This window comes from Ruania zhangjianzhongii (genome assembly GCF_008000995.1).
GTDB classification, from domain to species: domain Bacteria; phylum Actinomycetota; class Actinomycetes; order Actinomycetales; family Beutenbergiaceae; genus Ruania; species Ruania zhangjianzhongii.
On record NZ_CP042828.1, the window covers coordinates 4,813,982 to 4,840,905 of the forward strand.

A 26,924-nucleotide genomic window follows, 5' to 3' on the forward strand; every position below is an offset into this window, starting at 1 on the left:
GGTGAGCCAAGCCGTGGCCGGCGCGGTGAGCCAGGCCGTAGCCGGCGCGGTGGGCTCGGCCGTAGTTGGCGCGGTGAGCCAGGCCGGCAGTGCGGTCGGCAGGACAGCAGTTGCTGCGGGCCAAGCGGTATGCGTGGTCGGACCGGTGGCACCCGCCGCAGCCCAGGCCCCGCCGACAGTTAGACTCCAGCCGTGAGCCGCCTGACCGCGGGATCCCAGTCCTCGCTGCGTGAAGCCAATAAGGCGCTGCTCGTCGACACCATCAAGCAGTTCGGTGGGTTGACCCAGGTAGAGCTGGCCGATGCGACCGGTCTGTCGGCAGCCACGGTGTCCACACTGGTCAAACAGCTGACCGGTGCCGGCGTGGCTGAGGTCCGTCCCACCTCACGCAGCGGTCGGCGGGCGCAACTGGTCACCCTGGCCCGCGCCACCGGCCTCGCCGCCGGAGTACACGTGGGGCACCGCTCGCTGCGCGTGCTGCTCGGCGACTTCAACCGCGAGATCGTTGCCGAGCGGAGCATGCCGCTGCCGCAGGAGCACCCGATGGACACCGTGTTGGACCGGGTAGCCCTGCTGATCGTGGACATGCTCGAGATGGTCGCCTCCCACCTGGACGAGCTCGCCGGGATCGCGATCGGGCTCCCCGCACCGGTGGACGCCTCGACCGGCTCACTCTCGGTACGCGGGCTGTTGCGCGGTTGGGAGTCCGAGCACATCGGCGACGTGATGGGGAAACGGCTGGGCCGGCCGGTGTACGTGGAGAACGATGCAAACCTCGGCGCTCTCGCGGAGCTGACCTTCGGCGCCACCCGCCCGTATGCGGACAGCGTCTACGTACGCGCCTCCTACGGCACCGGCGCCGGGATCGTCCTCGGCGGACGGCTGCACCGCGGCTTCGCCGGAACTGCCGGCGAGATCGGGCACGTCCAGGTGGACCCGCTCGGGCGAATCTGCCGGTGCGGTCGGCGCGGCTGCCTGGACACGGTGGTGGGTGCGGAGGCGTTGCTCGCCTCGTTGCAGACCAGTCACGGCCCGCTCACCCTGCGAGATGTGATCAACCGAGCCGTCGACGGCGATCCGGGCTGTGCGCGCGTCCTCACCGATGCAGGGCGCACCATCGGCACGGTGGTGGCCGGGCTGTGTCAGTCGGTCAATCCGCAAGCGGTATGCGTCGGGGGCGAGCTGGCCGACGCCGGCGCAGTATTTCTGGCACCCTTGACCGAGTCGGTCCATGAGCACACGCTGCCCAACCAGATCGCTCCCGTCGATGTGGTCACCTCCCCGTTGCACGGGGACGCGGTGGTCAAGGGAGCCTTGATCCAGGTACTAGATTCCACAGACGTTTTCGCCCAAGGTGGTGACGGACAATGACGGCCCGTCGGCTGACCGACCCTTCCCCGAACTCCGGTGCCGAGCGCGATCCGAGAGGGACCTCACCCGCGCCCCCTCCGAGAACGGCCGCGACCGGCCCAGAACCGATCTCCTCTCCGCCACCGCGTCTGCCGGTACTCGCCGCCGAGGGCCTCACCAAACGCTTCGGCGCCGTCGAAGCGTTGCTGGACGTCGCGATGACCGTGCACCGAGGCGAGGTGGTCGGCCTGGTCGGGGACAACGCCGCTGGCAAGTCCACCTTGGCCAAGGTGATCGCCGGTGCCCTGCAACCCGACACCGGGCTGATCGAGATGGCAGGTGAGTCGGTGCAGATCGGCTCTCCCTCGGCAGCGCACAGTCTCGGCATCGCCACGGTGTTCCAAGATCTCGCCCTGTGCGACAACTTGGACGTGACCGCGAACCTGTTCCTCGGCCGGGAGCTGAACCGCACCGGGATGATGAAGGACGGGCAGATGGAGGCGCACACCCGATCGGTGCTGCACGACCTCCGGGCTAACATCCCCTCGATCCACACCCCGCTGTACCAGCTCTCCGCCGGCCAGCGTCAGGCCGTGGCGATCGCCCGCACGCTGATCGGCGAGCCACGGCTGGTCGTCCTGGACGAGCCGACCTCGTCGCTGTCCGTGGCCCAGACCGCGGAGGTGCTCACCCACATCGAGCGACTTCGTGACCTCCGCCTGGGAGTCATCTTCATCAGCCACAATCTCACCGATGTGCGGGCCGTCGCCGACCGGATCGAGGTACTCCGGCACGGCCGGAACAATGGCTCCTTCGGCCCTGAGGCCGCGCAGAGCGATCTGATCGCAGCGATTACCGGAGCCACCAAGATCGGCGGACTGGGCTGAGGCGTTCCGCCGGCGATCCCGCGGGCCGAGACTCGATGATGAGATAATAGGGAGATGCGCTTCCTCATCAAGGTCCTGATCAACGGGATCGCCCTGTGGCTGACCTCGCTGTGGGTGAGCGGTATGGACTTCATCGTCGACACGGGCCTGACCAACAGCGCCGCGCTGGACACCGTGATCGTGGTCGCCGTCGTGGCAGCGGTCTTCACGCTGGTGAACGCGATCATCAAACCGATCGTGAAGGTCGTCTCCTTCCTCTTCTACATCCTCACCCTGGGCTTGTTCTTCCTGGTGGTGAACGCGCTGATGCTGATGCTGACCAGCTGGATCACCACTTTCACCGAGTATGGGCTCCGGGTCGAGGGGTTCTGGACGGCGGTGTTGGCCGCGCTGATCATCTCGATCATCTCGCTGATCCTCACTGTCGTTCTGCCGGACGGCAAGCGCCGCGAGGCGGCCCGCTGACAGGCATCGTCGACTGATCCCGCTGGCGACGCGGCTCCGGCCCGTCCCGCTGACGGCTGACCACTACCGGTCCCGTACCAACGTGTAGTACCCGGACTGCACCTGTGCGCCGTCGCCATGGGTGAGTACTCGCTGGGACTGCACCCGCCAGGAGTCCAGCGCGGGATCGCCGGACCTGTCGATCATCACGCCGGTGCGCGTGTAGGCAGGCATATCGTGCGACTCGGTCACCGAGGTCACCCCGGCATCGACGGGCAGCCCGGAGGCGGCCAGGTCTCTGCGCACCGTCACCCGGCCCCCTTCCACCGGGTTGGGCGAGTTCTCCAGCCCACTGACCAGGTCGTCGCGGTGCTCCACGTGCAGCACCGCGACGCCCTCCGGGGTCTCCATATGCCCGACCGGGCCGCCGAAGGTGACCACCGACTGCACGTCATAGTCGGACCGCACCCGCGGATCATCGGCTACCGCCATCGCGATCATCGCCCCCTGGGAGTGCCCGGTGAGCAGCACCGGCTCATCGGGACCGACACCGGCGTCCGTGAGCGCCTGCACCACTCCGTTCTGCACCGCGTTCTCCTGCCCGGTGTACACCTGAGTGTTGGTGGCCCAGTCGAACGGGTTCCGATTCACCAGCGCGATCCCGGCAGCACTGAGCAGCGTGGCCGGGCTGACGGGGTTGAGCACCGACGCGGCCTCGTCGGTCTGCGTCTGGGTACCGGGCACGTATACCTGCCAGAACACTTGCCCGTCGGCATCGGTGACTCGGTCGATGCGGATGGAGCCCTCCGGTACCCGGCCGCCGCCATAGAGGTCCCCGATACCAGTGCTCAGGTCGGCGATACCAGCGGCCCCGTGGGTGTTCACCGGTGGACCGGCCGCCGAGCGGTCCGGTGGATCCTGACGGTGGACGGCTACCCCGGTCGCCGATGGTCCGCCCGGGAGCGTGAACCCGGCGGTGAGGGCGATGCTGGCCAGCGTCCCGGCGAGCTGGGTACGGTCCTCAGCCAGTGGCGCCCAGTCCGGGTACAGGTGACCGCCGGTCGCCAACCAGGACGCCTCCTCCAGCAGATAACCGAACTGCGGGTCGGTCGGCGTGACCTGTCCCCGGGCCGCCGTCATGAGCTGTGCACCTGAGGCCAGCGCCAGCGAGCGCAAAGCCGTGTACGGGGCGAACGCCAACGTCCCCCACCATCCCATCGCCGGCGGGCGCGGCAATTCGAACACGAAGGCCCGTTCGGCGGCCGCCTCGGCCGCCGAGTACGCGTCGGCGGCAGTGTGCAGCGAATCGGCGAGATCCCGGGCCTGGCGCACCGCTCCGAGCAGCTCCAGCTCGCCCAGGTGGCACTGCGACTGCGCCTGCCGACCGCTGCTCGGCGCCCAGGGGGTGGAACCCTGGATCGCCAGTCGGGCCCGTGCCACCTGCTGGGCGGCACCAGACAACGAGTCGGCGATCGCGGCCAGCTTTCGCGCCAGGCCGTGCAGCTCCTGTGGGTCGGCGTCGATCGCCGAGCCGAGCACCTCCAGCTGGTCCCGGCCGTGCCCGGCCGGACCGTCCGCCACCGGCGCGATCCCGCCGTTCACCGGGGCACCGTGTTTCCGCCAAGCAGCGCGAGCCGAATATGCTCCAGCTCCGCAGAATGGTGTTGAGCGGCGGCGCAGGCCGCATCGATCTGGACGGCGGCCTGCCGGGCCGCGAGCGCCAGCTGGCGCATCCGTAGGCGGTAGCGCTCAGCCGACGGTGACTGCCAGTGCTGCGGCGACTGGTTCCCGACGGCGGCCGCGCTGGTTCGGACGCTGTGGCCGGCAGCCACGAGGTCGGGGACACCCACCCCCGCGCTCGGTATCACCGGTGGTACACCGTGCATCGTCATCCTCCTCCTCGATCGGTATCGCTTCACGTTAGGCAGCAGGTGCCGAGGGCGGAGGCGGCTCGGGGGTCGGTTGTGGACAACGAGGCAACAGAGCGGTCCTGACTACTGCGGGTGCAGGCGAGCCGCACCTTTCGCCACGGCCCACCGCCCGCCACGGCCCACCTCGGCGCCCTGCACGCCACTGCTCCCCGCTCTGGGATGATGGGGCCATGGAGCATGCCGTGTCGCTGGCCACCCTCACCCCACCGATCGCCCTCGGGCCGCTGGATGGCCGCTATCGCCGGACGGTGGCTCCGTTGGTGGACCACCTCTCCGAGGCGGCGCTGAACCGCGCCCGGCTGCACGTGGAGGTGGAGTGGCTGATCCACCTCACCGGCCAGCGGGTGCTGCCCGGTGCACCGAGCCTCGCCGAGGAGGACATCGCCTACCTGCGCCAGGTGGTGACCACCTTCGGTGCCGACGAGATCGCCGAGCTCGCAGCGATCGAGGCGGAGACGCTGCACGATGTGAAGGCGGTGGAGTACTTCCTCAAGCGCCGCCTGGCCGCGGCGCCCCAGGTACTCGGCCCGGACACGGTGCTGCCCCAGGTCAGCGAGATCGTGCACATCTTCTGTACCAGCGAGGACATCAACAACTTGAGCTACGCACTCACGGTGCGCGGCGCCGTCGTCGATGTATGGCTTCCGGCGGCCAGCACCGTGGCCGACGCCGTGGCCGATCTGGCCCGGGAGCACGCCGATGTGCCGATGCTCGCCCGCACCCACGGCCAGCCAGCCACCCCGGTGACCCTCGGCAAAGAGCTGGCCGTGCTGGCGCACCGGCTGCGCCGGCAGCTGCGCCGGATCTCCGCAGCCGAGTTCCTGGGCAAGATCAACGGCGCGACCGGCACCTACGGCGCGCACAGCATCTCCGTGCCCGAGGTGGACTGGCAGCAGGTCGCGCGGACTTTCGTGGAGCACCTCGGCCTGACCTGGAACCCCCTGACCACCCAGATCGAGAGCCACGACTGGCAGGCGGAGGTGTACGCGGACGTGGCCCGGTTCAACCGGGTGCTGCACAACCTGGCGACCGATGTGTGGACCTACATCTCGCTCGGCTACTTCACCCAGCGACTGTCCGCACAGGGCTCGACCGGCTCGTCGACGATGCCGCACAAGGTGAACCCGATCCGGTTCGAGAACGCGGAGGCGAATCTGGAGGTCTCTTCCGCACTGCTGGACACGCTCGCCGCCACCCTGGTCACCTCCCGGCTGCAGCGGGACCTGACCGACTCCACCACACAGCGCAACATCGGGGTCGCGTTCGGGCACTCGCTGCTCGCGCTGGACAACGTCCGCCGCGGTCTGGCCGGGCTGGACGTGGACCCGGCCGCGATGGCCCGCGACCTTGACGGCAACTGGGAAGTGCTCGGCGAGGCGGTGCAGTCGGCGATGCGTGCGGCCGGGATCGCCGGCGTGACCGGGATGGCGGACCCGTACGAGCGGCTCAAGGAGCTCACCCGCGGACGCCGGGTCGATGCTGCCGCGATGCGGGAGTTCATCTCCGGTCTGGGACTGCCCGAGGAGATTGCCGCCCGGCTGCTGGCCCTCTCCCCCGCCGACTACGTCGGCCTGGCCCCGCAGCTGGTGCAGCACCTGGACTAAACCCGCCCGGTCCGTAGTTGCACCCTCGCAGTCGGTCTGAGTACCGATTCGACATCTGAGGACCGAAACTTCGGTACTCGGATGTGCATCCGGTACTCAGACACCCGTCCGGGCGGGTGGCACGCACCACGCCACGGCGACGGCGACGGCGACGGCGACGGCGACGGCGGATATCACCTGGCTGCACGCCGTCGCCGCGCTCTAGGCTGGAGTTGCTATGCAGGATTTCCCCCCGGAGGTCCCCGCGTACCCGACGTCCTCGACAGCCGAGGAGACCTCCGGGCGGCGCGGGCGTGACCGCCGCTTCCCCGATACGCGCTCCCCGGCGCGGTTCTTGCTGTGGCTGCTCGGGCGCCAGCGGGACGTGCTGCTGGCCGTCCTGGGCACCGGGGTCCTCGTGTACCTGCCGGGTGCGCTCGGCCCGTACCTGGTGGGCCGGGCGGTGGACGAGGGCATCACCGCAGGCTCGATCTCTGCTCTGGTCACCTGGTCGCTGATCCTGCTCGGCGTGATCGCTGTCGGTGCCAGTGTGGGCGTGGCGATGCACACGTTCGCCGTGCACGGCTGGCTGCTCGCGCAGTACCGCACCATCAAACTGGTCACCCGCAAGTCCACGCAGATGGGACATGTGCTCGGTCAACGCCTACCCACCGGCGAGATCCTGTCGGTGGCTTCGGGCGACTCCACCAAGTACGGCGCGCTGACCGAGGTGGCCGGCCGCGCGGGCGCCGCGTTCATCGCCTATCTGGTAGTGGTCGGCCTGGTGCTGCACACGTCGGTGCCGCTCGGCCTGCTCACCCTGGTGGCCGCCCCGGTGCTGGTGTTCGTGGCCACGCCGCTGCTCCGCCCGCTGCAACGCCGCCAGACGGTGGAGCGCTCCCGCACCTCGGACCTGACCTCGCTGGCCACCGACATCGTCGCCGGGCTGCGGATCCTGCGCGGGATCGGCGGCGAGCGCACCTTCGGCGCCAACTACGCGGCCCAGTCCCAGCGGGTGCGCAGCGCCGGAGTCGCTACCGGCATCTGGCAGGGCGCAGTGGACGCCATCGGCGTCCTGTTCACCGGGATCTTCCTGGTGCTGCTGACCTGGTTGGGCGCGCGGCAGGTGGTCGGCGGAGAGCTCAGCATCGGCCAGCTCATCTCCTTCTTCGGGTTCGCCACCTTCATGATGGTGCCGATCTACACCTTCTTCGAGCTGGCGCAGAAGTGGGTGCAGGCGCTGGTCTCGGCGCGCAAGACGGTCGCGCTGCTGGAGATCGAGCCGCCGTGGCGGGAACCGGCCACACCGCGTGCCCTGCCCACCGGTGGGCTGATCCAGGACGAGGCCTCTGGCGCGCAGATCCGGCCCGGGGAGCTGACCGTGGTGGTCTCCGCACTGCCGGACGACTCCGCGGCGCTGGCCGACCGGATCGGCCGGTACCTGGCCACCGAGGCGAAGCCGGTGAGCATCGAGACCGGGGAAGAGGTCAAGGGCCGGGCTGCCCGCCGGGCGCGCACCGAGCGTGCCGCGGCCCGCCGCCGCCATGCCGAGCTGGACCGTGAGCGCGCTGGCGCCCGCTGGGGAGTGACGGTCGGCGGGGTGGATCTGTCCGAGGTCCCGTTGGCACAGGTGCGGGAGCAGATCCTGGTCTCGGACGCCACGGCGATGGTCTTCGGTGGCACCCTGCAGCAGGCCCTGGATCCGCAGGCCAGGCTGACCCGCGCCGAGGCGGAGCACGCGATGTTCGTCGCTTCCGCAGAGGATGTCTACGAAGCCCTGCCGGGCGGCTGGCAGGGTGAGCTGGACGAGCGCGGCCGCGGTCTGTCCGGGGGGCAGCGGCAGCGCCTGGTGCTGGCTCGGGCACTGGCGGTGGACCCTGAGGTACTCGTGCTGATCGAGCCGACCTCGGCAGTGGACGCGCACACCGAGGCCCGGATCGCCGAGCGGCTGGCCCGCCACCGCCGGGGACGCACCACGGTGATCACGAGCGTCTCGCCGCTGTTGTTGCACTATGCCGACCGGGTGGTGTTCCTGGCTGACGGGCAGGCGGTGGCCGCCGCCAGCCACAGCGAGCTGGTGGCCAGCCATGCCGCCTACCGGCGGGTGGTGGTGCGCAGTATGGACGACGGCGGAGCGCACCCGGATCAGGACGGTCAGCGGGGCGGTGGTGGCGTGTCGGGCGGTGGTGACGAGCCGGGCGGTAGCGACGAGCCGGGCGGTGGTGACGAGCCGGACGGTAGCGACGAGCCGGGCGGTGGTGGCGAACCGGGCGGACCTGCCCGGTCCGGCGACCGAGAGGGAGACGAGCATGTCCTCCGCTGACACCCTCGATGAGACGGCGCCGCCCGAAGAGTTTCTGCCCGGTTCGGCGCAGACCTGGCAGCAGGCCACCTCCGCGCCACCGATCCCGGAGGAACTGCGCCGCACCCACCACGGCAGTCCCGGCCAACGGCTGCGTGCGTGGCACCGTCGGCACCTGCTCCGCGAGCAGCGCGCCCGCGCCGAGTACCGCAATTCACGCAACCCGCGGCGTGGCCTGCCGGTCGCCGGCGCCCGAGCCGCCTGGGAGTTCGTCAAGACCCTGATGGCCAAGCGCCGCGCCTTGGTGGCCGGGGTGCTGGTGCTGCACGCTCTGGCCGCGATCGCCGGTCTGGTGGTGCCGCGGGTACTCGGATACCTGGTGGACATCGCCTCGGTCGAGGGCGTGCTGGTGACCACGCTGAACGCGTTGGCGCTGACCGTGGCCGGGGTCGTGGTGCTGCAGACGCTGCTCACCTTCGCGGCGCGGTGCAGTGCCGCCGTGTTCGGGCAGGACCTGCTCGCTGAGGCGCGCGAGTACATGGTGCACACGGTGCTCGGACTACCGCTGAGCACCGTGGAACGTGCCTCCACCGGCGACCTGGTCACCCGGGTCACCCGGGACGTCTCGGCGATGAGCGAGAGCGTGCGCTGGGCGCTGCCGCAGGCGGTGATCGCCGGGGTCACCGCCGTACTGACCGTGGTGGCGATGGTGCTGAACTCGCCGCTGCTCGCGGCCCCGCTGCTGCTCAGCGTGCCGGCGCTGGCGATCGCTGTCTCCCGTTACCTGAAGCGCGCCCCGAGCGGGTACATCACCGAAGGAGCGAGCTACTCGGCCATCAACACCACGCTCACCGAGACCGTGGAGGGCACCCGTACCGTCGAGGCCCTCGGCCTGCAGGACCGGCGCACACGTGCCGGCGAGGACGACGTCGAGGTGTCCGCACAGGCCGAGCGGTACACGATCTCCATCCGGAACCTGCTGTTCTCCGTCATCGACTTCGCCTATAACGCCCCGCTGGTGACGACCCTGCTGCTCGGCGGCATCGGGTACATGAACGGGTGGGTGAGCCTCGGCCAGATCACCACGGCCACGCTGTACATCCAGGCAGTGGTGGAACCGCTGGACCGGCTCATCTACTCCCTCGATGAGCTGCAGGTCGGCGCCGCCTCCACCACCCGCCTGCTCGGTATCGCCGCTGTCCCCGCAGACCGGGACGCAGGCCCGGACCGGCCCAGCGATGCGCACCTGGAGGGTAAGGACCTGCACTTCGCCTACCGGCCGGGGCACGATGTGCTGCACGGGGTGAGCCTCGACCTGCAGCCCGGGGAGCGGCTTGCAGTGGTCGGGCCGAGTGGTTCGGGCAAGTCCACGCTGGGCCGGCTGCTGGCCGGGATCAACGGTCCCCGCGCCGGCTCGGTCACCGTGGGCTCCGTGGAGCTGACCACGCTGCCCCTCGATGTGCTGCGCACCGAGGTGGCGCTGGTGACCCAGGAGCACCATGTATTCGTCGGCAGCATCCGGGACAACATCGTCCTCGCTCGGGAAGACTCCTCTGCCGAGGTGGTGATCGAAGCACTGCAGGCCACCGGTGCGTGGCACTGGGTGAAGGAGCTGCCCGACGGCCTGGACACCCTGGTCGGGTCCGGCAAGCTCACCCTCACTCCGGCCCAGGCGCAACAGATCGCTCTTGCCCGGTTGATCGTGGCCGATCCGCACACGCTCGTACTGGACGAGGCGACCTCCCTGATCGACCCACGAACCGCACGGACCCTGGAGTCCTCGATGGGCCGGCTGCTGGAGGGACGGGCGGTGGTGGCGATCGCGCACCGGCTGCACACGGCCCACGACGCCGACCGGATCGCGGTGGTGATCGACGGCCGGATCGCCGAGCTCGGCAGCCACGACGAACTCGTCGCAGCCGACGGCGAGTACGCTGCCCTGTGGCGCGCCTGGACAAGCTAAAGACCTCTATTTTCTGAAAGTTCTTTACCGCGAAGCGGAATTTGTCTAGACTCCCGGAGATTGCAGCAGCACTGAGCCCGTGCAAGGGAGCACCATGACTACTGACACGACCGAAGCCACCGCGGACGCCACGCCGCCGAAATCACCGGCACCGAAGAAGCGTGGCCTTATCGACCGGTACTTCGGCATCTCCGTCGCCGGGTCGACGCTGCCCCGGGAGGTACGCGCCGGGTTGACCACCTTCCTGGCGATGAGCTACATCGTGTTCGTCAACCCGGACGTGCTCAGCAACGCGATCGTGATCCCCGGCGTGGACAACGTCTTCACCCAGCTGATCATGACCACGTGCATGGCCGCGGCGATCGGGTCCCTGGTGATGGGGGTGATCGCCCGCTACCCGTTCGCGCAGGCACCGGGGATGGGGCTGAACGCCTTCTTCGCGTTCACTGTGGTGATCGGTATGGGCTACACCTGGGAGTCCGCGCTGGCCGCAGTGTTCATCTCCGGCGTGCTGTTCGTGGTGCTCAGCGTGGTGGGCGCCCGGCGCGCGATCGTCCAGGCGCTGCCGATGACCCTGAAGCTGGCGATCACCGCCGGGATCGGGGCGTTCCTGGCATTCCTCGGGATGAAGAACGCCGAGATCATCGTCGCCGATGAAGCGACCTTCCTCGCCCTGGGCGATATGCGCTCGGCCCCGGTATGGCTCGCCCTGCTCGGTCTGATGCTCACCGCCGTACTGATGAAGCTGAAGGTGACCGGGGCGATCCTCTGGGGCATCCTCGCCGCCACCGCCGTGGCGATCATCTCCGGTGCCGCGGTGTACAGCGGAGAGGAAGGCCTGGTCCCGTTCCAAGGCTTCAGCGACGGCGTCGTCGGTCTGCCGATGTGGCCCTCCGACCTGGCCTTCCAACTCGACTTCGCGGGTCTGATGAACGGCGAGAGCCTGGTCGTCGGGATGGTCACCGTGGTGCTGACCTTCTTCGTGGTGGACTTCTTCGACGCCACCGGCACGCTGACTGGTCTGGCGCAGCGGGCCGGATATCTCGATGAGCACGGAAACATGCCCCGGGCCAAGACGGTGTTCTCGATGGACGGTCTGGCCGCGATCACCGGAGCCATGCTCGGGACGTCCACCACCACCGCGTACGTGGAGTCGGCTGCGGGGGTGGAAGAAGGTGGCCGCACCGGGATGACCGCGGTGACCACCGGCGTGCTGTTCCTGGCAGCGATGTTCTTCTGGCCGCTGATCGGTGCCGTGCCCAGCGCGGCGACCGCACCGGCGCTGATCCTGGTGGGTGCCCTGATGATGGGCGGAGTGAAGGACGTGGAGTGGGGGGACATCGGCGAGTCGCTGCCGGCGTTCCTCACCGTGGTGGCGATGCCGTTCACGTTCTCCATCGCCAACGGCGTCTCCCTGGGCATCATCAGCTACGCCGTGATCAAGCTGTTCAGCGGGAAGGCGAAGCAGGCCAGCTGGTTGCTCTATCTGCTCGCCGCCCTGTTGCTGGCGCGCTATATCTGGTTGTCCTAGCCAGATCGGGCGCAGGTACCGGCGACGGTGCTCTTCCGGCCCTTGTGCTCAGCTACGGCCATCGGCTTTGATGAGCGCACACAGAGGAGCATCGATGGCTAAGAAGCCGTTCGTCCCGCCTCACCCGGTCGTCACCGTCGCCTGGCGGGTGCATCGCGCGAACGCACGCCGTGGACCCGGGCGGGGTCTATGGCGACCCGGCCAACGCAATGCCTAGGGCGCGCTGACGCTGACGACGCTCGGCCACCGGTCCGGGCTGCAGCGCGAGGTCATCGTGGCGTACCTGCTCGATGGCGACCGGCTGCACACGCTGGCGATGAACGGATGAACGGATGAACGGATGGGCGGAGGGGCACCCGGCCTGGTGGCGGAACCTGCAGGCGGACCCCCGAGGCACGGTCGTGCTCTCCGACGGCTCTAGCCACGCGGTCCTCGCCCATCGTGCCGACGGCGAGGAGCGCCAGCCACTGTGGGACCGGTGGCTCGAGGTCAATCCTGGGCTGGATCAGCTGGCCGCTGTGCGCCACACCCCTACCGACGTCGTCGTCCTCACCCGGCAATGAAGAGGTGTCCGGCAGGCCGGACCCAGGGAAGACCACCGGCGGGCCAGAGCCAGCGGAGGCGCCGGCTCTGGCCTGGTCGATCAGACCTGATCGAGGCGCCGCAACAGGGCACCCTCGCGCAGCGCCCACGGGCAGATCTCCACGATCGGCACCTGCAGGGCTCGCAGGGTCGCCAGCGCCACCACCGCTCCAGCGACGATCTGGTAGGTACGCTCGGCGGTCACCCCAGGTAACTCCATCCGCTGCTCGGCGGGGATCTTCGCCAGCCGGGGCACCCAGTCGGCGAGCAGCGAGGTACTCATCTGCCAGCGCTCGCCGGGCCCGATCCCGTCCACGCTCATCCCGGCCAGCCGGGCCAGTGACCGGAACGTCTTCGAGGTGGCCACCACGTGGTCCGGCGCGGGGCAGCTGCTGACCCGCTGCACCAGCGGTTCGAGCGCAGTGCTCACATGCTCTCGCAACGCGGCAAGCTCACCCGGTTCCGGCGGATCGTGCGGAAGGAAGGCACGGGTGAGGCGGCCGGCACCGAGCGGTACCGACTCGGCGACGTCCGGGATCTCGTCCACACCGGTGGCCACCTCCAGCGACCCGCCACCGATGTCCAGGACCAGCAGCCGACCGGCACCCCAGCCGTACCAGCGGCGGGCGGCGAGGTAGGTCAGCGCCGCCTCGTCGGCACCGCCGAGCACCTGCAGATCGCCATCCATTCGAGCGTCGATCTCGGCGAGGATCTCCTCACCATTGGCCGCCTCCCGAATCGCGGAGGTGACCATCACCAGTGTCTCGTCCACCCCGCGGGCTCGCGCCAGGTCCAGCAACTTGTCCACTGCCGCGAGCAGCAGGTCCCTGCCTTCGGCGCTGATCACCTCCTCCTCGGTGAGGTAACGCATCAGCCGCATGGTGAACCGCTCGTCCACCTGCGGTTCCGGTCGCGCACCTCGCTGCACGTCGAAGACGAGCAGGTGCACCGTGTTCGAGCCAATGTCCAGAACTGCCAGCCGCATCCCGACATCGTAGGTGGCACGGCACGCGACCTGAGTCAGCTAGCCAGCCTCGACCAGCCCGGCACAGCGCGCAACTACCACAGCGGGTGCCGCTACGTCAGCGCGGAGCGCTGTAGTGCTGCTCCGGACGAGCACCGACCGGGCCGGCCGACGGACCGAGGCGAGCTGCGCCGTCGCCGGCGGGAAGGAGGCGGCGACCTACCAGCACGGCCACCACCACGGCGGCCAGGCCGAGCACCAGCAGCACGGGGCCAGCGGTAAGTCCGGCGATCTCCCGCATCCGGGTCACCTGGACCACCTGCTGGTAGTCCGCCGCATCCGGCGCACTCGCGAAGGTGAAGTCGGAGGTGATCTGCTCGGCCGGATCGTCGAACACGTGGTCGATCACGGTCAGGTAGTCGCCGGCGGCCGCGAGCTGGTCCCAGGTGGGACTGGTCTGCAGGCTCTCGTCGACCGGTCCGGCGTACCGCAGCTCGCCGGGCTCGCTCGTTCCGGTCGGATCGCTGTGCCGGACCTGACCGTCGGCGAGCACGTAGGTGGACACGTGCTGGGTCACCTCGGCCGCAGCAGAGATTCGCATCGGGTAGATCAGCGAGCTAGCGGGGAAACTGAGGTGCACCGGCTGGACCTCGCCGTTCAGCGTGCCCTCCTCGGCAACCATCCGGATCGCCACGAAGTACCAGCCCTCGGTGATGTACGGGGTGAGCGCATCCGCCAGCGGGTCGCTCATCACGTACTCGTGCTCGCGTAGCCAGTCGGTGAGTCCGTCGGCATCGGTGGCTGACAGCACGCTGGCCTCCAGCGGGCCGAGCGGCACCGTGTCCAGCACCTCGACCCCGCCGGTCGGCTCGGCCGCCCCGGCCCCGTCGGCCGGTCCGATGTCCTCCCACTGCGGCCACCAGGTGAACGTGTCCTCCACGCGTGGCGCAGCCATCTCGGCCAGCTCGTCGAAGAAGGACGTCTCCGCCAACTGCACCTCGGGCTCGCTGGGGGTCGGGATGATGACCGCGGCATCATCGGCGTCGGTGATCATGTCCAGCTGCATCACGATGTCCTCGGTGCTGCCGTCCCACGCGAGCGCGGCAACCTCCCGGTCCACGGTCAGCGCTTCACCCTCGGCAGAGACGGCACCACCACACGCGCAGGCCTGCGCCGGCTCGGCCACCAGCACGCCACCGAGCGCGAGCATGATCACCGAACCCGCCATCGCGAGGGCGCGCCGCAGCCGCCGAAACTCTCCCATGAGCGCCACCGTATGCGAGCCCGGAGCGTGAAAACGGGCTTGATATCGGATCGATATCCGGCGGCGGCAGATCGTGATCATTCCGTTGTCCCACGCGCACAACCCCCACACAGGAATACCCAGTGGGGGTATAGTGGATGACGATCAGACGTCACCCAGGAGGATCGATGACCACCCAGGAAACGCTGGAGGCCCAACCTCCGCACGGCTACACCCCGGACAAAGAGGCGTACCTGAAGCGGATGCGCCGGATCGAGGGGCAGGTGCGCGGGATCGCCCGGATGGTCGACGAGGACGTCTACTGCATCGACGTACTCACCCAGATCTCCGCCGTCACCAAAGCATTGCAGGCGGTAGGGCTCGGCCTGCTCGAGGACCACCTCAGCCATTGCGTGATCGACGCCGCCCGCACCTCCCCCGAAGCCGGCGAGGAGAAGGTGAAAGAAGCATCGGCCGCCATCGCCCGGCTGGTCCGGTCCTGACCGGACCGGACTGGACCGCACGGTCTGTACCCGCACGCCAGGAACAACGAGGAGATATCTGTGACCACCACTGTGATCGACGTCGAGGGCATGACCTGCGGCAACTGCGTCAACCACGTCACCGAGGAGCTGACCGGCCTGGACGGCGTCAGCGCGGTAGACGTGGACCTGCACGCCGGGGGCGTCTCCCCGGTGACCGTGACCTCGGCTGCCGCCCTGGACGAGTCGGCGGTGCGCGAGGCGGTCGACGAAGCGGGGTACGCGGTCACCGCGATCCGCTGAGCGGCGGCGACTGAGCGGCGGCAGAGCCGCGACGCCTCAGCGGCGGCGGCTGACCGACGCCAGCTTGCCGTGGCGCCGAAATCGCGATGCCCCGGGTGCCTCATCGGCACCCGGGGCATCGGCTTCGGTCGTGCAGGTCAGGCGGCGACCGCCGCTGCATCCTCACTGTTCTCGTTCTCGACGGCGGTCTCCCGCTCCTGGTCGGCGACGGTCACCGCGGACGCCTCGGCGGTCTGCACCGCGATCTTGCGCGGCTTGGCCGCTTCTGCCACCGGGATGCGCAGGGTGAGCACGCCGTGGGCGTAGGACGCGCTGATCGCATCGACGTCCAGGCCGTCGTTCAGGGTGAGCTGGCGGCGGTAGCCACCGGCCGGCCGCTCCTGGGCGAGCCACCGGCGGCCCTCGGGTCGATCGATGGTGCGCTCGGCCTGGACAGTCAGCACGTTGCCGTCCACGTCCAGGTCGATGGTCTCCGGGGCCACACCGGGAAGGTCGATGTCCACCACGAACTCATCGCCTGCACGGTAGAGGTCCATCGGCATCCAGCGCGGGCCGCGGCTGCCGGCAAAGGTACCGGTCAGTCGGTCCAGCTCACGGAACGGGTCAAAGGTCAGAGCCATGGGAACTCCTCGGGTCGGTTCTGGATAGGTTCTCGCCCGGTACAACGGCGGAACCCGTAGGTACATTCCCGAGAGTTGAGTCTGGTTCGCTCAAGGTGAACGAACGAGCCGGTTCTTAGTAGGTGGAGGAGCCGATGGTTCCCAGCACTACGACTGTGAAGTCGTCGGGCTGATCGAGCCGCGCTGATCTATCGGTCCAGCCCAGGCCCGGCCGCTCCAGCGCGCCCGGCTGCCCTCCGACCCCCACGGTGCTGTCGTCCCACCCTGCCTCGGAATCCACTTGGCGCCTCGGAATCCGGGTGGAACTGGATTCCGAGGGTGTCAGTGGATTCCGAGGCGCAAGACCGGGCCAGGACCGAGCCGGGGGCCGGGGCGAGTGGGGCAGTGGGGTCGGAGGCGGCCACGAGGAATGGGGACGCCGGGCCCGGTGCGATATAACGAGATGTGACCAGCCCCGACCCACCCCTGGAGAAGTCCAGATCGCGGCGCCTGACCGCCGAGATCTGGATCGTGATAGGGCTCTCCCTCGGCCAGTCCGGTGTGTACGCGGTGGTCGCCATCATCGCCGCACTCACTCGCGGGCCGCTCGGCGAGCAGAGCACCGCGCTGAACGCCTCGCAGTCCCCGCGCCCGTATCTGGACCTGACCTATCAGATCCTGTCCATCACCTTCGCGCTGGTGCCGGTCGCCCTCGCGCTCTACCTGCTCTCCGACCGGGGCCGCAGCCCCTGGCGGCGAATCGGCTTGGACGCCCGGCGCCCGGGGAGGGACGTGGCCTGGGGCGTGGGCCTGGGTGCGCTGATCGGTATCCCCGGCCTCGGGTTGTACGTGGCCGGCCGCGCGCTGGGCATCACGGTCGCGGTGCAGGCCTCCGCGCTGGACCCGTACTGGTGGACCGTGCCGGTGCTGCTCCTCGCCGCCCTGAAGAACGGGCTGCTGGAGGAGGTCGTGGTGGTCGGCTACCTGGTGGAACGGCTGCAGGAGAAGCGGTGGGGACCGGTCGCGATCGTCGCGCTCTCGGCGTTCATCCGCGGCTCCTACCACCTCTACCAGGGCTGGGGGCCGTTCGCGGCGAACATGCTGATGGGCGTCATCTTCGCGACCTTCTACCTGTCCCGTTGGGGCCGACGCCGAGTGATGCCACTGGTAATCGCGCACACGCTGCTGGATGTCGCGGCCTTCGTCGGCTACCAGCTGCTCCCCGAGGACTGGCTGACCGCCATCGGCGTGACCTCCTCGGCTGGGCTGTGACTCCCGTCACCGACTGACCACACCTCGCCCGTCGCGGCGGTGTGCGGCGAGTCACGTCGCATACCATCGTGGCCATGGCTGAGGGGACCGCCCAGGAACCGCCCGCGCGCGGCCGGTTCCGCACGATCACGGTGCTGGACATTCCCCTGGTCCGGGTCCGGCGACCGATCGACCTGGTGATGATGCTCGCCACGGTCGCCGGAATCGTGGCCGTGCTGGTGCTCTCCGTGTTCGCCTACCGCACCACCACAGCGGTCACCCAGGACGTGCAGTCGGTGTTCGCCCAGGTGCTGCGCAACATCCTGCTGGTGCCGATCAACGCGATCGAGGGTTTCCTCACCCTCATCCTGCCGATCGTGGTGATCGCCGAACAGCTCTTCCGCCGGCAGGTGCGCGCGGTGATCGACGCGGTGGCAGCAGCCCTGGCGGCCATCCTGATCACCAGTGCGGCGGTCTGGCTGCTGCACAGCCTTGCCCCGGAGGCGATGCTGCGGGCCCTCCGGCTGCACGAGGGCACCGACCTGGTCATGACGATCACCCCGATGGTGGCCGGACTGGCGGCGTTCCTCACCGGTACCGGCACCCGGGACGAGCGTCGCCTGGTGGGGATCTCCTGGAATCTGCTCTGGGTAGTGCTGGTGGTCTCGGTGATCGCCGGTGAGTCCACGCTGGCCGGGGCGATCATCTCGGTGCTGATCGGCCGGGCCGTGGGGCTGGGCATGCGATACGCCTCGGGGGTGCTCAGCCGCCGGGCGCACGGGCAGGTGCTGGTGGAGGGTATCCGCCGCGCCGGCGTGGACGCGGTGAGCGTGATCCGCATCGGCGACTCCACGGACGCCGCCAGTCTGCAGAGCGAGTCCGTGACGGCCACCAACCCGATCGGGTACGTCGCGCCCAGCGGCTCGCGGGCTCCGGTCGACGACGGCGCAGCCCCCTCGGGTGCACCCCTCACCTCGGCAGGTGGGCCGGCTGGGGTGACCCCACCCGGCCACGGTGAAGTCGCCCCACACGGCCCGGGTGAAGCGGCCCCACGCGGCCCAGGTCGGGAAGTCCCGGCCAGGCCGGACGGGAACGCAGGTACTGCTCCTCCCCCAGGCCCAGGCACCGGTCCACCGCGGTACCCGGGCAGCGGTCCGGGTGGCCTGGCCGAGGCCGACGACGCAGCGCCGTCGGGTGCGGTGGTACCGGACCATGTCCAAGAGTCGGCCACTGTCGCCACCGAGCGCGAGGGTGCCAACCGGGTGTACGCCGTCACCGACACCACCGGGCAGCGCTGGGACGCCGTGGTCCTGGACGCGGACCGCCAGGTGATCGGCTGGTTGAACGGGCTGATCACCACGCTCACCCGCCGAGGTCTGGACCGGCGCACCTCGGTGGGCCTGCGGCAGAGCGCCGAACGCGCCTCGCTGATGTACTACGCCGCCTCGGCGGCCGGGGTGAACTGCCCGCGCCTGCACGGGATCGCCGAGGCCGGCGCGTCGGTACTGCTGCTCGGTGAGCACGTCCGAGACGCCCAGCAGCTGGCCGACCTCCCCGATACGGCGATCACCGACGACGTGATGATGAACGCCTGGGAGCAGCTGCGGATCGCGCACACCTCCGGGCTGGCACACCGAAACATCTGCGCCGACACCGTATCGGTGGTCAGCTCCGGTAGCGATGCGGGCCAGGTCTGGCTGAACGGCTGGGAGGAGGGGGAGATCGCGGCCACCTCACTGGCCCGCCGGGTGGACCTGGCGCAGCTGCTCACCCTGTTCGCCCTCCGGGTGGGTCCGCAGCGCGCGGTGGCCGCCGCCTCCCGCTCGCTGAACATCGCACAGCTCGCGGAGATCGCTCCGCTGCTGCAGCCGATCGCGATGCCCGCCCAGACCCGCGCCGCCGCCCGGGCGAACAAGGCGGGGATGCGCACGCTGCGCTCGCACCTGGTGGACTTCATCCCGACGGCCGGGGACGTCGAGCCGATCCAGCTGGCCCGGTTCAACGCCCGCACCGCGATCACCCTCACCGTGGCGGTGGTGGCCGGCTGGGTGCTGCTCACCACCCTGAACTTCGAGACCATCACCGAGGTGGTGGTCGACGCCAACCCGATGTGGATGGTGGTGGCCTTCGGGCTGGGCCTGCTCACCTACCTGGGCGGCGCGATGGGCCTGACCGGTCTCTCCCCGGACCGTCTCGGGCTGTGGCGCACCACGCTGGTGCAGGTCGCTGCCTCGGTGATCACTCTGGTGGCGCCGGCCGGTGTCGGCCCCGCCGCGCTCAACCTGCGGTACATGCAGAAGCGCGGCGTGGCCACCCCGATGGCGTTGGCCACAGTAGCCCTGCTGCAGGTCTCCCAGTTCGTCACCACCGTGCTCCTGCTGATCGCGATCGCCCTGCTCACCGGCTCGTCCGGGGCGCTGCAGCAGGTGCCCTCGGGTGCCGTGCTGATCGGTGTCGGTGTGGTGCTGCTGCTGGTGGGGGTGGTGATGGCGGTCGGATCGCTGCGACGCTGGGTGATCGCCAAGGTCCGGCCGACGCTGCAGCAGGTGTGGCCGCGGCTGGTCTGGGTGATCGGTCAGCCGCACCGGCTGGCGATGGCCCTCGGTGGCAACCTGCTGATGACCGCCGGGTACCTGGGAGCGTTCGCCGCGGCGCTGGCCGCGTTCGGGCAGTCGCTGCCGCCGACGTCGCTGGCGATCGTGTACCTCACCGGTAACGCGGTCGGTTCGGCGATCCCGACCCCGGGCGGTATCGGCACTGTGGAGCTGGCGCTGTCCACCGGTCTGACTACGGCCGGGATCGCTGCTGCTGCGGCGGCGTCCACAGCGGTGCTGTTCCGGGTGCTGACGTTCTGGATCCGCGTGCCGTTGGGCTGGTGGGCGCTGCGGTACCTTCAGCGGCGGAACATGCTCTGAGCACGGATCCAGCCACCCACCGAGGACGGCCAGCAGCCGTGCGCGGGTGGGGTCTGGTGGGGTTGTAAGGTGAGGGACGCAAGGGGCTTTCGCAACGGCGGACGACACAGTTGAGGCGGTGCACGATGGCGGTCAGCTTCCGCTATGCCACCCGCACTGACCTCGGCACTGTCCGGACGAACAATGAAGACTCCGCGTTGGCCAGCCCGCAGTTGCTGGTCCTCGCCGACGGGATGGGCGGGCACGCAGCCGGTGAGGTGGCCTCCGCCGTAGCGTTGCGTGTGTTCGCCGAGGTGGACCAGAGTGGCGAGCACGCTTTGGCTGAGGAGTTCCTCCGCGCCGGCCGACGCGCCCGCCGCGCACTGTTCGCCATGTCCGATGCGGACCCGGTGCTGGAGTCGATGGGTACCACGCTGCTGGTGGTCGGCTCCGACGGCGACCGGGTCAGTGTGGGGCATATCGGCGACTCTCGGGTGTACGCGCTCCGGGACGGCTCGCTGTACCAGATCACCACCGACCACACCCATGTGCAACGACTGATCGACAACGGCGAGCTCACCGTGGAGCGAGCCCGCACCCATCCGTATCGGTCGATGCTGTTGAAGTCGCTGGACGACCAGCCGGGCGGCCCCGACCTGGACATCATCGACGCCGAGGTGCAGCCAGGGGACCGGGTGCTGCTCTGCTCGGACGGACTCTCGGACTACCTGGGCGCCGAGGCGATCGGCACTGCGCTGATCGCCGAGGACCGCGAGCAGGCGGCGGCCGCCCTGATCGAAGCGGCGCTGGCCGTCGGCACCCGGGACAACGTGACAGTGGTGGTAGCGGACGTGGTCGCCGACCTCGACGACGCCGGTGCGGACACCACCGAACCGGGCGGAGTGCGGTCCGCGATCACCGAGGCCGCTGGCACCAGCCCGAACCGGCTGGCGGCTTCGGCACCGGTCGTCGTCGGCGCCGCCGTGGATGGCGTGACCCTGTCCGCAGAGGCGGCTGAAGCGCTGCACGCCTGCCTGCCGGACGTCCCGTTCGATGCCGCCGCACCGATGGCCGGGGCACGCCTGTGCCCCCCTGAGGCGGCGCCGGACGAGACGGAACACACCCCCGATACGGCAGGCCCGCCCCAGGACAAGACGACGCAGCAGCACGAGGAGGCTGCGCCGTCGCCAGCGGGACGTTCCGCCGAGACTCCCGGCCCGGAACCCACCGCGGGCCCTACCGACCCACCCCGGGCTGTCGACCCCGACACCGTTCCGGTGCCCACCGGGCCCACCAGCACCCTGCCCGGGATCCTGGCGGCAGCCGGCGTGGCGGCCCTGGTGGTGCTGCTGTACCTGGTGCTCGGCTGATTCTCCCGACCTGAGCCGCGCCTCCCCCGTCGGTGGGCGAACCAGTCAGCCCGCGATCGTTCGGTTCCGGCCGACCAGTGGGCCCAGTGCCGCGGTGACGAGTCCGACCGCGGCGATCAGCAGCGGCACAGCGGACGGTCCGAGACTATGCAGCACCCCGGCGACCAGGAGCCCGGTCGCGGCGATCGCGTAGCCCAGCGACTGGGCCATCGCGGACAGTCGCGGCGCAGTGTGCAGATCACCCGCACGCACCGCGATCAGGGTCAGCGAGACGACGAAGGAGAGGCCGGTGCCCAGGCCGATCACGCACATCCACACCAGGGCCGCGCCGGGGAACAGCACCAGCGCGAGAGACCCGGCCACCATGAACACTCCGGGCAGGGTGGCGGTGACCCGTTCGTCCCGGCCGACTCGCATCAGCACCGGGGCTGCGAGATTGCCACCGATGGCGAAGACCTGGAGCACGAACATGTGCCAGCCGGAGGCCACATCGGTGAAGCCGAGCTCTTGCTCCACGGTGGGCAACCAGGTGAGCGAGATGTAGAACGCACCGGACTGCACCCCCATGTAGGCGGAGAGCAGCCAGGCGTCCCGGTTGCGCCAGAGCGCGCCGGGCCCGGTGGTGGGCGGATTCGACCGCGCGGCGCGGGCATCGGCGCGCACCGAACGGCTGCGCGGCACCCAGACGGCGAGCGCGAGCACGGTCAGCACCGCCCACCCGCCGAGGGAGAGGCGCCAGCTCAGCGTGCTCGCAGCGGCGAGCGGCACGGCGAACGCGGCGGCAAGACCGGCGAAGATCCCCAGCACCGCCACGTAGATCCCGGTGACCAGCGGGGTGGCGGTGGGGAAGTCTCGCTTCACGATCACCGGGACGATCACGTTCCCCACGGCGACCGCCGCCCCGATCAGCACGGTGCCCGCCCAGAGGTTCGCCTCCGGCCCCGGCCAGGACCGCAGCACTGTCGCCAGGGCGAGCACGCTCAGCGCGAGCACTGCCGTACGTTCCACGCCGAAGCGCCGGACCAGGTGGCCGACGATGCTGGACACGAGCGCGAACACCGCGACCGGAAGCGCCCCGAGCAGCCCCATCGCGAAGGGGCTGAGCGTGAGGTCCCCGCCCAGCACCGGCAGTACCGGTCCTACGGCGGTGATCGCCGGGCGCAGGTTCACCGCGATCACCACGATGCTCAGCAACGCCCACCCGCGCGCGGGAGCGTCGTGGCTGGGCGTCATGGCCGCAGCCTACGGCGCACCCGGCGCACTGATCGGATCGGTCTAGCCAGCGGGACGTCCACGCCGCGGCCGGCACCGGCTACGAGCTCGGCCGCTGCCCGGTGGCCGACTGCCGGGTCGTGGTGAACAGCCGCGCGGTGTCCCCAGAGAGCGCGAGCATCACCAGGATCTCCAGCGCCGAACCGAACACCTGCGTGGCCAGCGTGCTCTCCGGAGCACCGGTGATCCACAGCACCACGTACACGCTGACACTGATCGCACTGAGAGTGAGGGCGAGCATCCGTGCCCGGTTCGAGCGGCGGAAGATCAGTGCGGCGAGAACCAGATAGGCGAGCAGGTACGCCACCAGCACGGACCGCACCAGCACGGTCATCACATCCGCCGGTAGTCCGGCCTGCAGCAGCGGCGCCACCACCTGCAGATCGCTGAGGCTGGCGGTGCTCAGTCCGGCCAGCCAGGCCAGCGAGACCACACCGATGGCCACCCGGACCGCCATCAGCAGCAGACCGAAAGCCACGGTCAGTGGCACGGCGCGCCGGTGCCGGCCCTCGGCGTCGTCGCCGGCGATGACCTCTCGGACCTCCGCCGACGGCGGCCGGGTCCGCCGCAGGTCCACGATCGGCAGGTCGCCATCGGTGCGGATAGCGTCACCGCCGCCGTTGTGGTGGTGGTAGCCGGTGGAGAAGTTGCGCAGGTGCCGCACCGCGATACCCCGGTTCTCGGCGGAGGTCAGCGTCTCGAGCACATGGTCCCGTTCGGCGTCGATATCGGCATCGATCCGGTGGGTGATCTGCAGGGTGAAGCGGGACAGGCCCACCGAGGTGTCGTAGGTGCCGGCGGCGAGCCAGTCCACTTTCTTGCCACCGGGCAGCCGCCAGCCCTCCGGGCACCGCCAGAAGCGCACGTGGTGCCGCTTGGCGGGGTTCCCGGCCACTTCTTGTTGGTAGGTGAACGCCTGCCGCTGCTTGAACACGAACAGCGGACTGACCGGTGCGTCCGGGTAGCTGCGCCGCAGCAGGGTGGCCATCACCATCCGGCGGCTGGACTCGAGGTTGATCTCGTCGGCACGGTGCCAGCCGGCCCGGAGCATCGCCGTGTGCAGCTGCTCGACGTCACCGCGAAAGCCCAGGTTCACCGGATCCCCGAGCAGGCCCTCACGGGTGCGGGAGCGGCCGATGAAGTAGTTCGGGACGTACACCCGGGTGAGCAGCGCGTGCAGTCGGGGCAGCAGCAGGTAGGTGACGATCACCCAGAACGGGATGAACGCCCACAGGTGCCGCCAGCCCGCGGTGACGAGCTGGTGGACGAGCAGGAACGCGAGCCAGCCGGAGGCGATCGTTGCCAGCACGAAGAACACCTGGTCGGCGAACCGGACCGGGTTCTCGTGCACCACCTCGACGGCAGCCTGCGCGCGCTCGGTGAGCGTACGGGCCATGCCTCTACCGTAACCTCCGGACCCCAGCAGACCGAGCATAGTTTTTGGCATGATGGGGCGCCTATGGCGCATCCGATGATGTACGACGACGGCGACCCGTACCTGGCCCGGGTCCGTCAGGTCGCTCTGGCGTTCCCGGAGACGGTCGAGAAGGTGGCGCACGGGCGGCCCACCTTCCGTTCGCAGAAAGTGTTCGTGGTCTACGGCGGCGGGACAAAAGGCCCAGCGAGCACCCGCCAGCGGTACGACCACTCCCTCCTGCTGTTTCCGGACGCCGGGGAGAAACCGGCGCTGGAGGAGGACCCGCACTACTTCCTGCCGGCGTACTACGGTCCGTACGGGTGGATCGGCTGGGATCTCGCTGCCGGCGGCGACGCACCGCAGCAGGTGGACTGGGCGGAGGTGTTCGAGCTGGTGGACGCCTCCTACCGCGCGTTGAGCAGCCCGGACCAGGTGCGCCGGCTCGACGAGAGTGACCTCACGCCGTCGGACTTCGCTCAGCCGCCACCGGGCTGAACCAGCCCGGACTCATAGGCGAGCACGACCGCCTGAGCACGGTCCCGCAGCTCGAGCTTGCCGAGGACGGCGCTCACATGGCCTTTGATGGTCTGCTCGGCCAGGTTCAGGTACGTGGCGATCTCGCGATTCGACAACCCCGTCGCCACCAGCTCCAGCACGTCGGACTCCCGGCGGGTGAGCTGGTCCAGCTCTGCCGGTACCTGGGGCCGCTCCGGGCGGCGCACCAGATCGGCCACCAGCCGCTTCAGCACTGCCGGAGCGAGCAGGGCCTCCCCTCGCGCCACGGTCAGCACCGCTTCGGTCAGCTCCTCGGCGCGGGCATCTTTGAGCAGGAAGCCGGACGCTCCCGCCCGCAACGCCTGCAGCACGTACTCGTCCAAGTTGAACGTGGTCAGCACCAGCACGCGGGCGTCGGTGTCGGAGACGATCTGCTCAGTGGCGGCGATGCCGTCCATCCCGGGCATCCGGATGTCCATCAGCACGACGTCCGGCCGGTGTTCTCGGGCAGCAAGGACGGCGGCGTTCCCGTCCGCGGCTTCGCCCACCACGTGCAGTCCGGGCTGGGCGCTCAGCAGAGCGGAGAATCCGGCGCGCACCATCGACTGGTCGTCGACCACCAGGATGCTGGTACTCACTGCTGCGTCCTCATCGGCAATCGTGCTTCCACCCGGAATACCCTGCCATCACTGGTGAGGGTCAACGACCCACCAGCAGCACGCGCCTGTTCGGCCAGACCACGCAGACCGTGCCCCTCGGCGCGGGGCTGTCCGGTGACTGCGTTGTGTACCTGGACGTGCAGGAACTCCTGCCCGGAGACGGTCTGCTCGGCCACGGTGACGTGGACGTCCTGGTCGGGAGCGTGTCGGCGGGCGTTGCTCAACGACTCCTGGATCACCCGGTAGGCGGCGATCCCGCATCGTGCCGGCAGCTCAGGCAACGGGTCCGGCAGGTCCTCGTGCACGGTGGTGCCGGCACCACGGGCCGCCACGATCAGAGCCGGCACCTGCGCCAGACCGGGCTGCGGGGCGAGCGGTGCCCCGCCGTCGTGGAGCACGGTCAACACCCCGCGCACCTCCTGCAGTGCCGTGCGCGCCTCCTCGGCGAGATCGCGGAACTCGGTGCGGGCGGGTGGGTCCAGCCCGGTGAGTCGGTAGGAGGCAGTATCGGCCCGCACCACGATCAGCGACATGTGGTGGGCGACGACGTCATGCAGGTCCCGGGCGATCCTCGCCCGCTCTTGAGCCAGGAGCTCCCGGTCGCGCGCGCTGCGCGCCTCAGCGCGCGCTTCGTCTGCGCTCAGCAGGGCGGCATCGGCCCGGGCTTGCTCGGCACGCTTGCTTCGGGAAGCGTCGATGCTGAGGGTGAGGAGCACGACCAGCAGCGGCCAGACGATGCGGTCCAGACCGTGCGGGCCGACCAGGAGCAGCACCAGTGCGTACCCGGCTGCGACCCGGCGGGGCAGCGCCGGCGCCCGGACCAGGAGTACTGCCGTGCTCCCCACCAGTGCACTGGCCGACCAGATGCTCGGATCGGCCAGCGGCAGCCCGGTGACCGCCGCAAGTGCGAGTGCCGCGTTCAGCGCCGCCGCCAACCACCAGCCGTAGCGTGGCCGCCAGCCGGTGAGCAGCCAGGCCGCTCCGGCCACGACCCACGCGATGTTCAGTACGGGCGGCTCGTTCGGCTGCTGCGTCACGACGGCGAGTCCGAGCGCGAGAAGAGCCGGGACAGCGCACAAGATCCGGGCCCACCAGGCCAACGGGCCCCAGTGCTCCACTCCGACGAACGGGGCCAGCGCCGCGCGAAGCAGGTCAGCTGACCACCGGCGGTTCCGCGAACCTTCCTCGGCCCGGGTGCCCCGGTCGAGCACGGTCTCCTCTGGGCTGGTCACCATTCGACCCTAGAGCCGTCCGGCTCACGGCGTCTGCCACCGGAAGATGGATCGTCGCCCCCTACTGCAGTAGGTGGTGGGCAGATACCGGCGTACCGGCCTGCCGGAGCAGCGCCCCGTTCGTACCGACGACGATTCAGCACACCGGCCGATCCGTCACCGTCGGGATG

At 69.9% G+C, this 26,924-nt stretch carries 23 protein-coding genes; 14 read left to right on the forward strand and 9 right to left on the reverse strand.

The window, feature by feature from the left end; translation table 11 throughout:
• Window positions 1–192: 192 nt before the first annotated feature.
• From FU260_RS22245 to FU260_RS22255, 3 genes are read left to right on the forward strand one after another with little or no spacing between them, the layout of a single operon-like run.
• Complete coding sequence (locus FU260_RS22245; RefSeq protein WP_147919038.1) at window positions 193–1,371, forward strand: ROK family transcriptional regulator; 1,179 nt, start codon at window positions 193–195, stop codon at window positions 1,369–1,371.
• Window positions 1,368–2,237, forward strand: coding sequence for an ATP-binding cassette domain-containing protein (locus tag FU260_RS22250; RefSeq protein ID WP_147919039.1), 870 nt, complete (start codon window positions 1,368–1,370; stop codon window positions 2,235–2,237). Before FU260_RS22245 ends, FU260_RS22250 begins: the two co-directional genes overlap by 4 nt.
• 54 nt (window positions 2,238–2,291) lie before the next feature.
• On the forward strand, window positions 2,292–2,702 hold the full coding sequence (locus tag FU260_RS22255) for a phage holin family protein (RefSeq protein WP_147919040.1): 411 nt from the start codon (window positions 2,292–2,294) through the stop codon (window positions 2,700–2,702).
• A 63-nt stretch (window positions 2,703–2,765) separates the two neighbouring features.
• Here FU260_RS22255 and FU260_RS22260 read toward each other — a convergent pair whose 3' ends face one another.
• Both FU260_RS22260 and FU260_RS22265 read right to left on the reverse strand, forming a co-directional pair.
• Window positions 2,766–4,283, reverse strand: coding sequence for an alpha/beta hydrolase family protein (locus FU260_RS22260; RefSeq protein ID WP_147919041.1), 1,518 nt, complete (start codon window positions 4,281–4,283; stop codon window positions 2,766–2,768).
• Entirely contained in the window at window positions 4,280–4,573 is a 294-nt protein-coding gene (locus FU260_RS22265; protein ID WP_147919042.1) for a hypothetical protein, read from the reverse strand. The genes FU260_RS22260 and FU260_RS22265 overlap by 4 nt, the downstream gene beginning before the upstream one ends.
• A gap of 209 nt (window positions 4,574–4,782) precedes the next feature.
• On the opposite strand from FU260_RS22265, the gene purB reads away from it, so the two are divergent.
• From purB to FU260_RS22290, 5 genes are all read left to right on the forward strand, one after another.
• Entirely contained in the window at window positions 4,783–6,216 is a 1,434-nt protein-coding gene (purB, locus tag FU260_RS22270) for an adenylosuccinate lyase (protein ID WP_147919043.1), read from the forward strand.
• 217 nt (window positions 6,217–6,433) lie between these two features.
• On the forward strand, window positions 6,434–8,518 hold the full coding sequence (locus tag FU260_RS22275; RefSeq protein WP_147919044.1) for an ABC transporter ATP-binding protein: 2,085 nt from the start codon (window positions 6,434–6,436) through the stop codon (window positions 8,516–8,518).
• Window positions 8,505–10,460: an ABC transporter ATP-binding protein gene (locus FU260_RS22280; protein WP_147919045.1), complete on the forward strand. Its 1,956-nt coding sequence runs from the start codon at window positions 8,505–8,507 to the stop codon at window positions 10,458–10,460. The genes FU260_RS22275 and FU260_RS22280 overlap by 14 nt, the downstream gene beginning before the upstream one ends.
• A gap of 94 nt (window positions 10,461–10,554) precedes the next feature.
• Window positions 10,555–11,991: an NCS2 family permease gene (locus FU260_RS22285; protein ID WP_147919046.1), complete on the forward strand. Its 1,437-nt coding sequence runs from the start codon at window positions 10,555–10,557 to the stop codon at window positions 11,989–11,991.
• A gap of 332 nt (window positions 11,992–12,323) precedes the next feature.
• The gene (locus FU260_RS22290; protein WP_210418153.1) at window positions 12,324–12,554 is read left to right on the forward strand and encodes a nitroreductase/quinone reductase family protein; all 231 of its coding nucleotides are present in this window, start codon (window positions 12,324–12,326) and stop codon (window positions 12,552–12,554) included.
• A gap of 80 nt (window positions 12,555–12,634) precedes the next feature.
• Here the strand turns inward: FU260_RS22290 and FU260_RS22295 are convergent, their stop codons facing one another.
• Window positions 12,635–13,558, reverse strand: a complete 924-nt coding sequence (locus tag FU260_RS22295; protein WP_147919047.1) for a Ppx/GppA family phosphatase — start codon at window positions 13,556–13,558, stop codon at window positions 12,635–12,637.
• Between the two features lie 97 nt (window positions 13,559–13,655).
• On the reverse strand, window positions 13,656–14,801 hold the full coding sequence (locus tag FU260_RS22300) for a DUF2330 domain-containing protein (protein ID WP_168211911.1): 1,146 nt from the start codon (window positions 14,799–14,801) through the stop codon (window positions 13,656–13,658).
• 167 nt (window positions 14,802–14,968) lie between these two features.
• Between FU260_RS22300 and FU260_RS22305 the strand changes: the two genes are divergently transcribed.
• Together FU260_RS22305 and FU260_RS22310 are read left to right on the forward strand one after the other, a co-directional pair.
• Window positions 14,969–15,283, forward strand: coding sequence for a metal-sensitive transcriptional regulator (locus FU260_RS22305; protein ID WP_187368342.1), 315 nt, complete (start codon window positions 14,969–14,971; stop codon window positions 15,281–15,283).
• Between the two features lie 60 nt (window positions 15,284–15,343).
• Window positions 15,344–15,565, forward strand: a complete 222-nt coding sequence (locus FU260_RS22310; RefSeq protein ID WP_147919050.1) for a heavy-metal-associated domain-containing protein — start codon at window positions 15,344–15,346, stop codon at window positions 15,563–15,565.
• 137 nt (window positions 15,566–15,702) lie between these two features.
• Here FU260_RS22310 and FU260_RS22315 read toward each other — a convergent pair whose 3' ends face one another.
• The gene (locus FU260_RS22315; RefSeq protein ID WP_147919051.1) at window positions 15,703–16,185 is read right to left on the reverse strand and encodes an Hsp20/alpha crystallin family protein; all 483 of its coding nucleotides are present in this window, start codon (window positions 16,183–16,185) and stop codon (window positions 15,703–15,705) included.
• 444 nt (window positions 16,186–16,629) lie between these two features.
• Between FU260_RS22315 and FU260_RS22320 the strand changes: the two genes are divergently transcribed.
• The 3 genes from FU260_RS22320 to FU260_RS22330 all read left to right on the forward strand — a co-directional run bounded on the left by FU260_RS22320 (window position 16,630) and on the right by FU260_RS22330 (window position 21,679).
• The gene (locus FU260_RS22320; protein WP_147919052.1) at window positions 16,630–17,436 is read left to right on the forward strand and encodes a CPBP family intramembrane glutamic endopeptidase; all 807 of its coding nucleotides are present in this window, start codon (window positions 16,630–16,632) and stop codon (window positions 17,434–17,436) included.
• A gap of 74 nt (window positions 17,437–17,510) precedes the next feature.
• Window positions 17,511–20,330, forward strand: a complete 2,820-nt coding sequence (locus tag FU260_RS22325) for a lysylphosphatidylglycerol synthase transmembrane domain-containing protein (protein ID WP_147919053.1) — start codon at window positions 17,511–17,513, stop codon at window positions 20,328–20,330.
• A 125-nt stretch (window positions 20,331–20,455) separates the two neighbouring features.
• Window positions 20,456–21,679, forward strand: a complete 1,224-nt coding sequence (locus tag FU260_RS22330; RefSeq protein WP_147919054.1) for a protein phosphatase 2C domain-containing protein — start codon at window positions 20,456–20,458, stop codon at window positions 21,677–21,679.
• Between the two features lie 45 nt (window positions 21,680–21,724).
• On the opposite strand, the gene FU260_RS22335 is transcribed toward FU260_RS22330, so the two are convergent.
• Together FU260_RS22335 and FU260_RS22340 are read right to left on the reverse strand one after the other, a co-directional pair.
• Complete coding sequence (locus tag FU260_RS22335; protein ID WP_147919055.1) at window positions 21,725–22,912, reverse strand: MFS transporter; 1,188 nt, start codon at window positions 22,910–22,912, stop codon at window positions 21,725–21,727.
• Between the two features lie 79 nt (window positions 22,913–22,991).
• Window positions 22,992–24,347: an LssY C-terminal domain-containing protein gene (locus tag FU260_RS22340; protein ID WP_147919056.1), complete on the reverse strand. Its 1,356-nt coding sequence runs from the start codon at window positions 24,345–24,347 to the stop codon at window positions 22,992–22,994.
• A gap of 63 nt (window positions 24,348–24,410) precedes the next feature.
• Here FU260_RS22340 and FU260_RS22345 point away from each other — a divergent pair, with 63 nt between their 5' ends.
• On the forward strand, window positions 24,411–24,863 hold the full coding sequence (locus FU260_RS22345; RefSeq protein ID WP_147919057.1) for an MmcQ/YjbR family DNA-binding protein: 453 nt from the start codon (window positions 24,411–24,413) through the stop codon (window positions 24,861–24,863).
• Here the strand turns inward: FU260_RS22345 and FU260_RS22350 are convergent.
• A complete protein-coding gene (locus tag FU260_RS22350) occupies window positions 24,845–25,501 on the reverse strand; it encodes a response regulator (protein WP_147919058.1) in 657 nt (218 codons plus the stop codon). The two genes, FU260_RS22345 and FU260_RS22350, sit on opposite strands and share 19 nt — an antisense overlap.
• Entirely contained in the window at window positions 25,498–26,754 is a 1,257-nt protein-coding gene (locus FU260_RS22355; RefSeq protein ID WP_147919059.1) for a sensor histidine kinase, read from the reverse strand. Before FU260_RS22355 ends, FU260_RS22350 begins: the two co-directional genes overlap by 4 nt.
• Between the last annotated feature and the right edge of the window lie 170 nt (window positions 26,755–26,924).